Source organism: Hydrogenophaga crocea, assembly GCF_011388215.1.
In the GTDB taxonomy this organism is placed as follows: Bacteria; Pseudomonadota; Gammaproteobacteria; order Burkholderiales; family Burkholderiaceae_C; genus Hydrogenophaga; species Hydrogenophaga crocea.
The window spans coordinates 1,015,802-1,029,434 of record NZ_CP049989.1 but is presented as its reverse complement, the minus strand read 5'-3'; the positions used below and the strand labels follow the sequence as shown (position 1 = coordinate 1,029,434).

Annotated in this window: 17 protein-coding genes; 7 read left to right on the top strand and 10 right to left on the bottom strand. The window is 69.6% G+C overall.

Going from position 1 to position 13,633, the window contains the following annotated elements; genetic code table 11:
* Nucleotide 1: 1 nt before the first annotated feature.
* Entirely contained in the window at nucleotides 2-898 is an 897-nt protein-coding gene (locus G9Q37_RS04940; protein ID WP_166225400.1) for a dioxygenase family protein, read from the bottom strand.
* 138 nt (nucleotides 899-1,036) lie between these two features.
* On the opposite strand from G9Q37_RS04940, the gene G9Q37_RS04935 reads away from it, so the two are divergent.
* Complete coding sequence (locus G9Q37_RS04935; RefSeq protein ID WP_166225398.1) at nucleotides 1,037-1,924, top strand: LysR substrate-binding domain-containing protein; 888 nt, start codon at nucleotides 1,037-1,039, stop codon at nucleotides 1,922-1,924.
* Nucleotides 1,925-1,936: 12 nt separating this feature from the next.
* Here the strand turns inward: G9Q37_RS04935 and G9Q37_RS04930 are convergent, their stop codons facing one another.
* From G9Q37_RS04930 to G9Q37_RS04900, 7 genes are read right to left on the bottom strand one after another with little or no spacing between them, the layout of a single operon-like run.
* Nucleotides 1,937-2,524, bottom strand: coding sequence for a malonic semialdehyde reductase (locus G9Q37_RS04930; protein WP_166225396.1), 588 nt, complete (start codon nucleotides 2,522-2,524; stop codon nucleotides 1,937-1,939).
* Between the two features lie 14 nt (nucleotides 2,525-2,538).
* Nucleotides 2,539-2,847, bottom strand: a complete 309-nt coding sequence (locus G9Q37_RS04925) for a Dabb family protein (protein ID WP_166225393.1) — start codon at nucleotides 2,845-2,847, stop codon at nucleotides 2,539-2,541.
* A gap of 6 nt (nucleotides 2,848-2,853) precedes the next feature.
* The gene (locus G9Q37_RS04920; protein ID WP_166225390.1) at nucleotides 2,854-3,159 is read right to left on the bottom strand and encodes a YciI family protein; all 306 of its coding nucleotides are present in this window, start codon (nucleotides 3,157-3,159) and stop codon (nucleotides 2,854-2,856) included.
* Nucleotides 3,160-3,169: 10 nt separating this feature from the next.
* Nucleotides 3,170-4,489 (bottom strand): TRAP transporter large permease, encoded by a 1,320-nt coding sequence (locus G9Q37_RS04915; protein WP_166225387.1) that lies wholly within the window; start codon nucleotides 4,487-4,489, stop codon nucleotides 3,170-3,172.
* Nucleotides 4,482-5,048 (bottom strand): TRAP transporter small permease subunit, encoded by a 567-nt coding sequence (locus G9Q37_RS04910; RefSeq protein WP_166225384.1) that lies wholly within the window; start codon nucleotides 5,046-5,048, stop codon nucleotides 4,482-4,484. The genes G9Q37_RS04915 and G9Q37_RS04910 overlap by 8 nt, the downstream gene beginning before the upstream one ends.
* Before the next feature lie 10 nt (nucleotides 5,049-5,058).
* Nucleotides 5,059-6,156: a C4-dicarboxylate TRAP transporter substrate-binding protein gene (locus tag G9Q37_RS04905; protein WP_240936520.1), complete on the bottom strand. Its 1,098-nt coding sequence runs from the start codon at nucleotides 6,154-6,156 to the stop codon at nucleotides 5,059-5,061.
* A gap of 23 nt (nucleotides 6,157-6,179) precedes the next feature.
* The gene (locus tag G9Q37_RS04900; protein WP_166225381.1) at nucleotides 6,180-7,007 is read right to left on the bottom strand and encodes an intradiol ring-cleavage dioxygenase; all 828 of its coding nucleotides are present in this window, start codon (nucleotides 7,005-7,007) and stop codon (nucleotides 6,180-6,182) included.
* 147 nt (nucleotides 7,008-7,154) lie between these two features.
* On the opposite strand from G9Q37_RS04900, the gene G9Q37_RS04895 reads away from it, so the two are divergent.
* On the top strand, nucleotides 7,155-8,090 hold the full coding sequence (locus tag G9Q37_RS04895; RefSeq protein WP_166225378.1) for a LysR family transcriptional regulator: 936 nt from the start codon (nucleotides 7,155-7,157) through the stop codon (nucleotides 8,088-8,090).
* A 39-nt stretch (nucleotides 8,091-8,129) separates the two neighbouring features.
* Here G9Q37_RS04895 and G9Q37_RS04890 read toward each other — a convergent pair whose 3' ends face one another.
* Complete coding sequence (locus G9Q37_RS04890; protein ID WP_166225375.1) at nucleotides 8,130-8,612, bottom strand: hemerythrin domain-containing protein; 483 nt, start codon at nucleotides 8,610-8,612, stop codon at nucleotides 8,130-8,132.
* A 118-nt stretch (nucleotides 8,613-8,730) separates the two neighbouring features.
* On the opposite strand from G9Q37_RS04890, the gene G9Q37_RS04885 reads away from it, so the two are divergent.
* Entirely contained in the window at nucleotides 8,731-8,964 is a 234-nt protein-coding gene (locus G9Q37_RS04885; RefSeq protein WP_166225372.1) for an addiction module protein, read from the top strand.
* Nucleotides 8,961-9,254 (top strand): type II toxin-antitoxin system RelE/ParE family toxin, encoded by a 294-nt coding sequence (locus G9Q37_RS04880; protein WP_166225369.1) that lies wholly within the window; start codon nucleotides 8,961-8,963, stop codon nucleotides 9,252-9,254. Before G9Q37_RS04885 ends, G9Q37_RS04880 begins: the two co-directional genes overlap by 4 nt.
* A gap of 28 nt (nucleotides 9,255-9,282) precedes the next feature.
* Here G9Q37_RS04880 and G9Q37_RS04875 read toward each other — a convergent pair whose 3' ends face one another.
* Nucleotides 9,283-10,491, bottom strand: coding sequence for an MFS transporter (locus G9Q37_RS04875; protein WP_166225366.1), 1,209 nt, complete (start codon nucleotides 10,489-10,491; stop codon nucleotides 9,283-9,285).
* 97 nt (nucleotides 10,492-10,588) lie between these two features.
* On the opposite strand from G9Q37_RS04875, the gene G9Q37_RS04870 reads away from it, so the two are divergent.
* Genes G9Q37_RS04870 through G9Q37_RS04860 form a run of 3 tightly spaced genes read left to right on the top strand, consistent with a single transcriptional unit; the run spans nucleotide 10,589 to nucleotide 13,623 of the window.
* Nucleotides 10,589-11,503 (top strand): LysR family transcriptional regulator, encoded by a 915-nt coding sequence (locus G9Q37_RS04870; protein ID WP_166225363.1) that lies wholly within the window; start codon nucleotides 10,589-10,591, stop codon nucleotides 11,501-11,503.
* Between the two features lie 21 nt (nucleotides 11,504-11,524).
* The gene (locus tag G9Q37_RS04865; RefSeq protein ID WP_166225360.1) at nucleotides 11,525-13,249 is read left to right on the top strand and encodes a cation:proton antiporter domain-containing protein; all 1,725 of its coding nucleotides are present in this window, start codon (nucleotides 11,525-11,527) and stop codon (nucleotides 13,247-13,249) included.
* Between the two features lie 50 nt (nucleotides 13,250-13,299).
* Nucleotides 13,300-13,623 (top strand): hypothetical protein, encoded by a 324-nt coding sequence (locus tag G9Q37_RS04860; RefSeq protein WP_166225357.1) that lies wholly within the window; start codon nucleotides 13,300-13,302, stop codon nucleotides 13,621-13,623.
* The last annotated feature ends 10 nt before the right edge of the window (nucleotides 13,624-13,633 follow it).

The window sequence follows — 13,633 nt, the reverse complement described above, 5'->3', positions numbered from 1 at the left end:
CTCAGCGCGCGGGCACGAGGCGGAAGTCGTACGTGGCGCTGTGGTACGGGCGGTCCATGGCGCGGCCGTCGGGCGCGGTGCCCGGCGGGTGCGTGGTGAAGGGCACGATCAGGCTGTTGCGCACGCCGAACACGGCATCGGAATCGAGGTAGGGGCTGTCGGCCACGAACAGGTGCGTGGTCACGCTCTGGTGGCCGGGCGCATACACCTTCATGTGGATGTGGCCGGGCCGGTTCGGGTGGCGGCCCATGCGCCGCAGCATGCCACCCACCGGGCCGTCGTCGGGCACGGGGTAGAAGCTGGGCTTGATCGACCAGAAGCGGTAGCGGCCGTCCTCGTCGGTGTGGAAGCGCGCGCGCAGGCGCATGCCGGCGTCGTCGCCCATCTGCATGTCGTACACGCCCTCGCCGTCGCCCGACCACACGTCGAGGCAGCAATTCGCGATGGGCCGGCCCTCGGTGTCGGTGACACGGCCTTGGTAGTAGGCGGGTTCGCCGGGCATGTTCTCGCCGATGTCGGCGCCCAGCGGCAGCGCGGGCGCGCCTTCCCAGTAAAACGGGCCCTGCACCGTGGCCTCGGTGGGCTGTTCGGCGCCGCCGCCGCCCTGCTGGAAGGCGCGTGCGGCCTTGAGCTGGTTGAGCGCCACCACGAGCATGGAGATGCCCAACGTGTCCGACAGCAGGATGAACTCCTGGCGCTTGTCGTCGCACATCTTGCCGGTCTCGGTGAGGAACAGGATGGCGTTGATCCACTCTTCCTCGCTCAGCTGCACCTCGCGGATGAAGGCGTGCGCGTGCTTCACGAGCGCGGTCATGACCTGCTTGAAGCGCGGGTCCTGGCAGTCGGCCATGCGATCGATGACGGCCTGGGTGATGTCTTCGGCTTCGAGCTGGGCCATGCGTGTCTCCAATGCGTTTGTTCTGGTGCGCCTGAGGGGAAATCCGCCCGCAGTCTAGGCACCCGGCGACTGCGATGGAAGTGATGAATTTCGACGGCTATGATCGATGGCATCGATCGTCTTTCAAGGGTTTCCCCCATGGAACTGCGCCACCTTCGTTACTTCGAAACGCTGGCCGACACGCTCAATTTCACGCGCGCGGCCGAGCGGCTGCATGTGACGCAGTCGACGCTGTCGCACCAGATCCGCCAGCTCGAGGAAGAGCTGGGCCAGGTGCTGTTCGACCGCACGAACCGCAAGGTGGCGCTGACCGAGGCCGGTGAGCTGCTGCGCAGCCATTTCGTGCCCGCGCTGCAACAGATCGACCGCGGCCTGCAGGCGCTGACCCAGCCGGGCGATGCGCTCGCGGGCGAGCTGTGCATCGCGGCCACGCACAGCTTCAACACACGGCTGGTGCCGCTGTGCGTGTCGGCCTTCCTGGCCTACCACCCGAACGTGAAGGTGGCGGTCGAAGAGCTGTCGGCCGAGCAGATCGCACGGCGCCTGTCCAGCGGCCACCTCGACCTCGGCGTGTCCTACCGCCCGGCCGACCGGCCCGAGCTCTGGTTCGAGCCGCTCTACAACGAGGAACTGCGCCTGTGCGTGGCCGCTTCGCACCCGCTGGCGCGGCGGCGGCGCGTGCGCATGGTGGAGCTGCACCAGCGCCGCGTGGTGCTGCTGCCCCGGCAGTTCAGCACGCGCGGCCTGCTGGACGAATGCTTCGAGGCGGCGGGCGCGCAGCCGCTGGTGGTGGCCGAGCTCAACTCGATCGCGCCCATGATCGAGCTGATCCGCCAGACCGACCTCGCGGGCATCATTGCCGAGAGCGCGTTCACGCCCTCGCCCGACCTGCGGCTGATCCCGCTGGAAGACCCCTCGCCGATCCGCACGCCCGGCCTGTTGTGGAAGAAGGGGGTGAACCGCTCGCCCACCGTGAAGCACATGGCCTCGGTGATCCGGCGAGCGGCGTCCGGCCATGCCGGCTGAGCGTGGGGCCGCTCAGAGCACCTGGCAGGCTTCGTCGAAGCCCAGGCGCGGGTTGCGGTTGAACAGCAGCTTGTCGTCGCCGTAACCGAGGTTGATGAGGAAGTTGGTCTTGTAGCGGCCGTCGGGGAAGAACTCGGCGTCGACCTTGGCGATGTCGAAGCCGCTCATGGGGCCGCAGTCGAGGCCGAGCGCGCGCGCCGCGATGATGAAGTAGGCGCCGCCGAGCGTGCCGTTGCGCGTTGCGGTGGCGCTGGCCATGCCGGCGTTGCCTTCGAACATTTCCTTGGCGCCCTCGCGGTGCCAGACCTTGGGCATGTGCTCGTAGAACTTCGTGTCGGTGGCCACGATGACCGTGACCGGCGCGCTGCGCGTCTTGTCGAGGTTGCCGGGCAGCATGGCCGGCAGCAGGCGCTCGCGCGCGGCGGGCGTGTTGAGGAACACGTAGCGCGTGGGCTGGCAGTTCATCGACGTGGGGCCCAGCGCGGCCAGTTCATACACCTGGCGCAGCAGCGCCTCGGGCACGGGCTTGTCGATGAAGCCGTTGGCCGTGCGGGCCTTGGTGAAGATCGTGTCGAGGGCTTGGGTATCGAGCGGGGTCACAGGGCGAGGTCCTTTCAGTTCGGGGTGTAGTCCACCTGGTGGCGCGCAATGCGCAGGCCTTCGAGTTCCTGCCGCACGCGCAAATGTTCGGGGTGCGAAGCGTAATCGGTGAGCGCCTGGGCGCTGTCGAACTCGGAGTACAGCACCACGTCGCAGGCGTAGTCGACGCGGCTGAAGTCGACGCCGATCTCCAGCGTGCGCAGGCCCGGGATGCGGCCGCGCAGGCCTTCGAAGGCGGCCTTGAGGCGCTCGGTGTTGCGCAGCTTTTCCTCGGGGCTGGCCCCGAGGATGTTCCACATGACGATGTGCTTGACGAGGGCCATGGGTGCTCAGGCCTGGGGCGGGAAGCCCACCTTCTGCGGCCACAGGTTCTGGAACGCATGCACCGCCACGCTGGCGTACAGGCCGGCCTTGGTGAAGGGCTCGTCGGCCTGCCAGCGCAGCGCGGCCTCGCGGCTGTCGAAGTCGATCGCCAGCACGCTGCCGACCATGGTCACGCCGTCGTCGGCGAGCAGCGGCCCCGCAAAGGCCATGCGGTCGGCCACGGCGGCCAGGTAGGCCTTGTGCTCGGGGCGGATGCGCTGGCGCAGTTCGAGCCCGTTGGGTTTGTCCAGGAGGTGGAAGACGTAGATCATGGAAAGCGACTCACATGCGGGCGAGCCAGGTGGACAGGCCCGGGAAGATGGCGAGGATGACCAGCGACAACACCATCACGAGCACGAAGGGGAAGGCGCCGGCGAAGATGTCCTTGATGGTGATGTTGGGGTTGTTGAGCGCGCTCTTGACGGTGTAGACCGAGACCCCGAACGGCGGCGTGAGCAGACCGATCTCGACCGCCACCACGGTGAGCACGCCGAACCAGATCTTGTCCATGCCGAAGCTGGCCGCGATGGGCAGCACGATGGGCAGCATGATCAGCATGATCGAGACCGAGTCGATGATGCAGCCCAGCGCGATCACGATCAGCAGGTAGGCCACCAGGAAGCCCCAGGGGCCCAGGCCCATGTCGGTGATGCCGGTGGTGATGGCCGCGGGCATGCCGGTGAGCGCGAGCATGCGGCTGTACAGCGAGGCCGCCACGATCAGGAACAGCACCGACACCGACACATAACCGGTTTCGGTGAGCACGTTCCAGAGCTTGCGCCAGGTGAGGCGGCGGCGCGCGAGCGCGATCACGAAGGCGCCGGCCGCGCCCACGGCGCCGGCCTCGGTGGGCGTGAACAGGCCGCTGTAGAGGCCGCCCAGCACCAGCACCACGAGCAGCAGGATGGGGAAGAACTTGACCGCCGCGCTGGCCCAGGTCTCGGTGTCCTGCTCCTGCGCCGAAGCGGGCAGGCCGGCGGTGTACATGCTGGCGGGCCGGAAGTAGGCCATGCCCAGGATGAGCGCGCAGAACAGCAGCGCCAGCAGCAGGCCCGGCAGCACGCCCGCCAGGAACAGGCGGCCGATCGATTCTTCGGCGATCACGCCGTAGATGATCATCAGCAGCGAGGGCGGAATCAGCATGCCCAGGATGGACGAGCCCGCCACCACGCCGACCGAGAAGCGCGACGTGTAGCCGTGGCGCATCATCTCGGGCACCGCGACCTTGGTGAACACCGAGGCCGAGGCGATCGAGATGCCGGTGATGGCCGCGAACACCGCGTTCGCGCCCACGGTGGCCAGGCCCAGGCCGCCGCGCAGCTTGCGCAACAGCCACTGGAACACGTCGAAGGTGTCGCGCCCCACCCCGCTCACGCTCACGAACATGCCCATGAGCACGAACAGCGGCACCACGCCGAACAGGTAGTCGCGGATGGCGTCGTTGGCCGCCGCGCCCACGAAGCGCGCGGCGATCTCGGGCGAGCGCATCAGCCACACGGTGGCGAACGAGGTGACGATGAGCGCCACGCCGATGTGCATGCCCAGGACGATGAGGGCCAGCATGCCCCCGATGGCGATGAAGCCCAGCAGCAGATCACTCATGGCCTGCTCCTTGTGCGCGGCCGGCGTCGCGCCAGTCCTGCCAGGCCAGCAGCGCGTACTGCAGCGCGGCCAGGGCCGCGCCCACGAACACCACGATGCGCATGGGCCAGGTCGGGAAGGTGAACACGCCTTCGATGCCGAAGAACTCGTTGTTGGCCCAGGCGCGCTGGAACAGCGGCCAGGTGGCGTAGGCGATCACGCCGCAGGCGAAGATGCCGCCGAGCGAGAACAGCGCACGCAGGCGCATGCCGGCGCGCGGGCGCTTGGCCACGAAGGGGTCGATGAACAGGTCGGCGCGGCTCATGCGGCCGTGGCGCAGCGTGGCGGGCAGCTGCAGGAACACGATCACGATGATGGATGCGGCCACGAGTTCGGCCACGCCGTCGATGGGCTGATTGAACGCATTGCGCATGAACACGTCGGCGCACATCAGCACCATCACGAGCGCGATCACGATGGAGCCCAGGCCGTTCAGGCCATCGATGAGATGGCCGAACGGACTGGAAGGGGCCGAGGAGACCGGGGCCTCCTCGAGGTCGGTGTTGGCTTCGTAGCTCATGAACGGCCGATCACAGGTCTTTGTCCCAGTCGCGCACGGGCTTGGCGCCGCGCTTGCGCAGCTCGTCCATGTAGGTCTTGATGATCTGCGCCGCCGGGCCGCGCGAGGCGTTGGCCTTGACCCAGTCGGCCGCGATGTTGGGCATGGAACGGGCCCACTTCTCGCGCTCGCCAGGGGCCATGGGCGCGATCTTCACCGGCACCGCCTGCTTGGCGCCCTGCTCGCCGATGGCCTTGAGCGCGGCCTCGTAGCGCTGCGCCAGCGTGTCGCCGAGCACGCGCGAGTACTCCAGGCCCACGTCCTTGATGATCTTCTGCACGTCCGGGGGCAGCGCGGCCATGCTGTCCTTGTTGATGGCCATGCCACCGTTGTAGAGCGCGCCGATGTCGGCCGTGGTCACGTAGGGCGCGACCTCGTAGATCTTGTTGGGCAGGATGCCGGTGGCGATCGAGATCGTGCCCTCGCTCACACCGGTCTGGATGTCGGTGTAGTAGCTGGTGAGCGAGCCGTCGACCGGCACCGCGCCCGAGCCGCGCAGCCACACGCCCACCGCGCCCGGGGCCGAGATCTTCTTGCCCGCGAGGTCGGCGTAGGTGTTGATGGGCATCTTGGTGAACAGGTGGTAGGTGTCCACGCCGCTGGCGCCCAGGAACACCACATTGTTCTTGTCCCATTCGGCCTTGAGCGCGGGCACCTTCTCGTTCATCTCGTTGGCCACCTGCAGCAGCATGCGGATGTCGCCGGTGGCGAAGGGCGTGACGGTGGCGAACTGGGTCAGCGGCATCTTGGCCGCTTCGAGGTTGGCGAACACCCAGCCGATGTCGGCGATGCCCGAGCCCACGCTGGCCAGGGTGGCGTTCATCTTGTAGAGCTGGCCGCCGTACGACTCCTTCCACTCGATCTTGTAGCCCTTGCCCAGGGCCTCCACGCGCTTGTTCACCTCGGGCACGAACAGCGTGCTCATGAGGCCCACCCAGGGCAGCGAGGTGGGGTGGCTGGACGCGATGGTGAGCTTGAAGGTCTGTTGCGCCTGGGCGGTGCCCAGGCCGGCGCTCATGAGCGCGGCCGCCAGGGCGGTGGCCACGAAAGTCCGCTTCTTCATCGTCATGGTCTTGTCTCCGGTGGAGGGTGTTATTGAGGGGCGAGAACGAAATCGAAATCGAGGGTGATGCGGCCGTCGGGCTGTTCCACCCAGTCGGCCAGCAGCGAGCTGCGCACGCCGAAGACGGCGTCGGAATCGAGGTAGGGATCGCCGTTGCGGAACACGTGCGTGACCAGGGTCTGGTAGCCCGGGGCCTGGATGCGGAAGTGCAGGTGCGCGGGGCGCCAGGGGTGGCGCTTGGTCGCGGTGAGCATCTCGCCCACCGGGCCGTCGGTGGGAATGGGGTAAGGCTCGGCCACCACGGTCTTGAAGTGAAAGCCGCCGTCGGCGCCACTGCGCAGCACGGCGCGGCCCTGGGGCTGTTCCAGGCCTTCGCGCTGCACGTCGTACAGGCCATCGGCATCGGCCTGCCAGACATCGATCACCGCGCCGGCCACGGCCTCGCCGCGCGGTCCGCGCACGTGGCCGCTGACCTCGCAGGGCTTGCCGGGCGCGCCATTGGCCACGTCGGCGCCGTGCGGCACCTCGGGCGCGCCTTCCACGTGGAAGGGGCCGAACACCGTGGCCTCGGTGCAGCCTTCGGGCTTCTGGTTGTTGAGCGCCACCGTGAGCATGGACAGGCCCAGCGTGTCCGACAGCAGGATGAACTCCTGGCGCTGGTCGGTGCAGGTGTGGCCCACGCGGGTCAGGAAGTCGATGCCGTAGGCCCACTCGGCCTCGGTCAGTTTCACCTCGCGCGCAAAGGCGTGCAGGTGCTGCACCAGACTGGTCAGCACCTGCTTCAGGCGCGGGTCGGGCGTGGCGGCCAGGCGGGCGATGACCGCCTGGGTGATGTTGTCCTGGTTGAGGTTGCGCACCGTCTTGTCTCCGTGGGGCGTGCCGTGAGGCCACCGTGGCGGCAGAATGTAGGCGGCACGAAATGGAAAACCAATGCCGCGGAACGAAAAGACTTTTCCGCCGCGCGCAAGAAAACCAGGGACAACCCGGAGACACACTCGAAAGCGATGGACCGCTGGACCGAGATCGAACTGTTCGTGCAGGTGGCCGAAACCGGCAGCCTGTCGCGCGCCGCCGAAGCGCTGAACCTGAGCAACGCGAGCGCGAGCCGCCACCTGGCCGCGCTCGAAGAGCGCCTGGGCGCGCGCCTGGTGGAGCGCAACACGCGCCGCCTCTACCTCACCGACACCGGCCAGGAGTTCTTCCAGCGCGCGCGCAACATCCTGGGCGACCTGCGCGACGCCGAGTCCGATGTGAACGCCGCCGCGCTCAACCCCACGGGCGTGCTGCGCGTGACGGCCTCGCTGAGCTTTGCGATGCACCACATCGCGCCGCTGCTGCGCGGCTTCACCGAGCGCTACCCCAACGTGAGCGTGCACGTGGAGGCGGCCAACCGCTACCTCGACATCATCGACAACAACATCGACGTGGCGATCCGCACGCGCGAGTACGAGCCCGACAGCAACATCACCATCCGCCGGCTCGGCCAGACGCGGCGCATCCTCGCGGCCTCACCGGGTTACCTCGCCAAACACGGCTTTCCCAAGGGGCTCGACGACCTGCAGCGCCACAAGCTGCTGGTGTATCTGCACGCCAACACGCCCAACGAGCTGCGCTTCACGCACGTGGACAGCGGCCGCCAGCAGACGGTGCAGATCAAGGGCCTGCTCGAAACCAACGACGGCCAGATCGTGCGCGCCGCCGCGCTCGACGGCATGGGCATCCTGATCCAGCCGAGCTACATCGTCTACGACGACATCGTGGCCGGCCGCCTGGTGCCGGTGCTCGAAGACTGGGACCTGCCGCACCTCACCATCAACCTCGCCTACCCGAGCCGCAAGCACCTGAGCGCCAAGGTGCGCGCCTTCATCGACTTCATGGCCGAGCACTTCGCGCGCATGGACTACGAGCGCAAGTGGACCGGGCGCTTCGCGGTGTATTGAGCGCGCTGAACGGAGCGCGGTGTGCGGGCGCGCGCGGGCTCAGTCCGCGGTCACGCCCATGAGTTGATCCTTGCGCGCCTGCAGTTCGTCGCGCAGGGCCAGCAGGTCGAGCCGGCGCGCGGCGCGCGCGGCCGGAAAGATCTGGTTGCGCTCTTCCTTCACGTGGTGGTCCACGTACTCACCCAGCACTTTCACGCGCGCATCGAAGGCCTCGTCGGCCTGGTCGAGCGTCTCGAGCTGCGCGATCAGTTCCTTGACGCTGTCGTGCTCTACCTCGGCCTCGGCCAGGGGGGCGGTGTCCTTGAGCGCTTCGCGCAGCGCGGGGTAGAAGATCTCCTCCTCGATGGCCGTATGCACGGTGAGTTCCTGACAGATCTGGCGCGCCAGGTCCAGGCGCTGGCCGGCCGCGTCGCGCGCGCGCGAGCCGACGAGCGACTCGTAGGCCTTGAACAGCTTCTTGACCGCGCGGTGGTCGGCATCGAGCAGGGAACAGGCGTCGGCGTCTTTGCGAAGGTGGGTCATGGGCGGGCTCCTCGTGGAGTGGACAGAAGGCGTCCGTCGATCGGACCGCGCCCACCGGCAAGCGGGGTGCCCGCCCAGGCCTGCACTGCTAAACTGGCCAGCCCCACCGGAGCCCGCCATGCCCCATGACCTGCTCGCTGAACTGACCGCACGCGCCCAGTCGCTTGCGCCCGAAGAGCGGGCCCAACTGGCCGAAGCCTTGCTGGCCAGCCTCGATCCGCACGTGGCCGATGTGGAGGCCAGCTGGGACATCGAGCTCAAGCGCCGCATCGCCGATGTCGAGCAAGGCAGCGTGGCACTGGTGCCGATCGAAGAAGGCTTTGCCCGCGTGCGCCGCTCGCTCGGCGCATGACCCTGGCGGTCTTTCACCCCGAAGCCCTGCGCGAGCTTCAGGAGCAGGTCGCGTATTACGAGCAGCAGTCACCCGGTCTGGGTGAGCGTTTCCTGGCGCAGGTGGAGGCCGCGGCGCGCATCGCCGTGGCCATGCCGGGGGTGGGCAGCCCCTACCGCCATGGAACCCGGCGCGTGTTCCCGAAAGACTTTCCCCACTCGGTGGTCTACCGCATGGTGGGCTACCGCCTGGTGATCCTCGCCATCGCGCCATTTCGGCGCAAGCCCGGCTACTGGCGCACCCGCCTGTGACAGGCCATCGGGGGCTTTGCCAAGTCCGTCACCCCCGCCAGCGCCACACCGCCGCCGCCGCCGAACTCAGCGCGCCGATGGCGGCGATCGACAGCCAGCCCCAGTGCGCGAGCGCCAGCGTGCCGATCAGCGCGCCGCCGGACATGCCGATGAACATGCCCGTGAACAGCAGCGCATTGAGGCGGCTGCGCGCGGCCGGGTCGAGGCCGTAGATGGTGCTCTGGTGCGCGATCAGCGCGGCCTGCACGCCAAAGTCGAAGCCGATCGCCGCCACCACCAGCAGCGCGAGCTGCCCGGCCACCGGCAGCAGCGCCATGCCGGCCATGGCCGCATAGGCCAGGGCTGCGATGGCAGCGCCCAGGATGGCCACCCGCCGCGGACCGCGGCGGTCCGAGAGCCGGCCCGCGATGGGGGCGGCCAGCGCGCCCGCGGCCCCCGCGAGGCCGAAGGCGCCGGCCACGCCGCTGCCCAGACCGAACTGGTGGTGCAGCATCACCGCCAGCGTCGACCAGAAGGCGCTGAATCCCAACGCCAGCAGGCCTTGCGCGACGGTCGCCCGGCGCAGCACGGGGTGGGCGCGCCACAGGCCCACCATCGAGCCGAGCAGCGCGCGGTAGCCCAGCCGCGTGGTGGGCGCGAAGGCCGGCACCCGGGCACGCACCGCGAGCGCCAGCAGCAGCAAGGCCGCGGCCGACACGAAGAACAGCGTGCGCCAGCCCGCGGCCGCCGACACCGCGCCAGCCACCACGCGCGAGAGCAGGATGCCCAGCAGCAGCCCCGTCATCACCGTGCCCACGGCCTTGCCGCGGTGCTCGGGCGGCGCGAGCGAGACGGCCGCGGGCACGAAGTCCTGCGCGAGCGTGGCCGTGAGGCCCACGCACAGGCTGGCCGCGAGCAGCCAGCCGATGCCGGGCGCCAGCGCGCTCGCGAGCAGGCTCAGGGCCAGCAGCACGGCCTTCACCAGCATCACCTGCCGGCGGTCGTGGCGGTCGCCGAGCGGCGCGAGCAGCAGGATGCCCAGCGCGTAGCCGAGCTGCGTCAGCATGGGCACGGCGCCGATCGCGCCCTCGCCCGCGTGCAGGCCGCTGGCCATGGCGGGCAGCATGGGCTGGCTGTAGTAGAGCGAGGCCACGCTGACGCCGGCGCCGGTGGCCAGCAACAGGGTGAGCGCGAGCGAGGGCGCGGCCGCGGGCCCGGGGGACGCTTCGATGGCATGCGTGACAGGAATGGAAGACATGGGATGAGAAAGCAGTTTTGAACGATGGGCGCGATTGTTCCCCTGGGCGCCAGGCGCGGATAGACTGCGGCACGAACAATCGTCATACGCTCGACGCATGAAAGAAAGCCCTCTCGCCGGCGACCGGCTCGAACTGCTGCAAACCTTCGTGCGCATCGTGGAAAGCGGCAGCCTGTCGGCCGCGGCGCAACGCCTGGACACCACCCAGCCCACGGTGAGCCGCCGGCTGCAGGCGCTCGAGCGCCACTTCGGTGTGCGGCTGCTGCACCGAAGCACCCATGCGGTCACGCTCACGCCCGATGGCGAGCGCTGCCTGGCCATGGCGCGCGCGCTGATCGACGAATGGGAGGCGCTGCAGGAATCGCTGCGCGGCCCGCGCAGCGCGGCCAGCGGCACGCTCAAGGTGCTGGTGCCGCACGCGCTCGGGCAAACGCAGCTCGTGGCGCCGCTGGCACGCTACCTGCGCGCCCACCCCGGCGTGCGCGTGGAATGGCTGCTCAGCGACCGCCACCCCGATTTCGTGGCCGAGGGCATCGACTGCGCGGTGCAGGTCGGCGAGATCAGCGACCCCAAGCTGGTGGCGCTGCCGCTCTACGAGCTGCCGCGCATCGTGATCGGCTCGCCCGCCCTGCTCGGTGGCCGGCCCGTACCGCGCACGCCCGAGGCGCTGCGCGCCCTGCCCTGGCTCGCGCTGCAAACCTTCTACCGCGACGACGTGGTGCTCAGCCCCGTGGGCGGCGGCGCGGCGCAGACCATCGCCATCCGCCCGCGCCTGAGCACCGACAGCCTCTACGCGCTGCGCAGCGCCGCGCTCGAAGGCCTGGGCGCGGCTGTGGTCTCGGCCTGGATGGTGAGCGAGGAACTGCGCGACGGCCGGCTGCTGCACCTGGCCCCGGGCTGGGCCGCCACGCCGCTGCCGGTGCACCTGGTGTACCCGTACGCGCGCTTCCAGCCCGCGCGCCTCAAACGTTTTCTGGAGGTCTTCAAGGCCCACGGCCCCCAGCCGGCATGACTTTTGCGCGACACTGACCGCATGCACGGCCACCTCACGCTCATCAACACGATCGCCGCCGGTCTCGGCCTCGCGCTGGTCCTGGGCTTTCTCTGCACCAAGGTGCGGCTGCCCGCGCTCGTGGGTTACCTGCTCGCGGGCGTGATCATCGGCCCACACACGCCGGGCTTCGTGGCCGATGCCGGCATCGCGGCGGAGCTCGCCGAGATCGGCGTGATGCTGCTGATGTTCGGCGTGGGCCTGCATTTCTCGCTCGACGACCTGCTCTCGGTGCGCAAGATCGCGCTGCCCGGCGCGGTGGTGCAGATGCTGGTGGCCACGCTCATGGGCATGGGCATGGCGCTGTGGTGGGGCTGGGACCTCGGCCCCGCGGTGGTGCTGGGCATATCGCTCTCGGTGGCGAGCACGGTGGTGCTGCTGCGCGCACTCGAAAGCCTGGGCATCCTGGGCTCGATGACGGGGCGCATCGCGGTGGGCTGGCTGGTGGTCGAAGACCTGGCCATGGTGCTGGTGCTGGTGCTGCTGCCCCCGCTCGCGGGCTTCCTGGGCGGCGTGGCGCCCGACAACGGTGCGGGCGCCGAATCGGTCTGGAGCACGCTGGGCCTCACGCTGCTGCGCGTGGGCGGCTTCGTGGCCGTGATGCTGCTGATCGGCCGCAAGTTCTTCCCCTGGGTGCTGTGGCAGGTCACGCACACCGGCTCGCGCGAGCTGTTCACGCTGTGCGTGGTGGCGGCGGCCGTGGGCATCGCCTTCGCCTCGGCCGAGCTGTTCGGCGTGTCCTTCGCGCTCGGCGCCTTCTTCGCGGGCATGGTGCTGCGCGAGTCCGAGTTCAGCCACCGCGCGGCGCAGGAATCGCTGCCGCTGCGCGACGCTTTCGCGGTGCTGTTCTTCGTCTCGGTAGGCATGCTGTTCGACCCCTACGTGCTGGTGAACGAGCCGGTGCACGTGCTGGGCGTGGTGGCCATCATCATCGTGGGCAAGTCGCTCGCGGCCGCGGCGCTGGTGCTGGCGCTGCGCTACCCGCTCAACACCGCGCTCACGGTGTCGGCCAGCCTGGCGCAGATCGGCGAGTTCTCGTTCATCCTCGTGGGCCTGGGGGCGCAGCTCGGCCTCATGCCCGACGAAGGCCACAGCCTGGTGCTCGCGGGCGCGCTCATCTCCATCGCGCTCAACCCGCTGCTGTTCAAGGCCATCGGGCCGCTGCGCGAGCTGCTGCGCGCGCACTCGCTGCTGGTGCGCCGGCTCGAGGCGCGCGACGACCCGCTGGCCGAGCTGCCGCGCAGCACCGAGGCCAAGTACCTCTCGCGCCAGGTGGTGCTGGTGGGTTACGGCCGCGTGGGCCGGCGCATCGCCGATGCGCTGCGCGCCGTGGGCCAGCCCTTCGTGGTGGCCGACCAGAACCGCGACATCGTGGAAGGCCTGCGAGCGCGCGGCATGGCCGCGGTCTGGGGCAATGCGGGCGAGCCCGAGGTGCTGATCCAGGCGCACATCGCGAACGCGCGCATGCTGGTGGTTGCCACGCAGGACACGCTCTCGCTGCACCAGATGATCGAGACCGCGCGCACGCTCAACCCCGAGATCCGCATCGTGGTGCGCTCGCACAACGAAGACGAGGCCGAGCGCCTGATGGCCGAGGGCGTGGACACGGTGTTCCTGGGCGAGGCCGAGCTCGCGCAGGCCATGGCCCGCCACGTGCTCGCGCCGCCGGCCAGCGGCGCCGCGGCCCCGGCGGTGCACGCCACCTGATGCCCCCGGGCCAGGCCCCGGCCGGGCGGCTTCCGTAGAATGCGGTCCTTATGCGCCGCTGGCTCATCGCGCTGTTTGCCGTTCACTTCCTCTGGGGCGTGATCGGCTTCGCCATCCCCTCCCACCCCGTCGACACGCCCGCCGTGGCCTCGCTGGCCGCGCCCGCGCACGGCGTGTCGGCCCCGAGCACCAAGGGCCTGGCCGACCTGGAGCACGCGCTCGCCGACGAGCTCCCCGACCTGCCCGACACGCTCCAGCGCCCCGCCACCCTGGCGTTCGCGCACGTGCTCACGCCGCTGCAGCCGCAGTGGCACGCCGGCGTGCTGCCGGCGCCGGTGCCCGAAGCACCGTTCCGCCCGCCGCGGCGCGCCTGAAGCGCTTCAC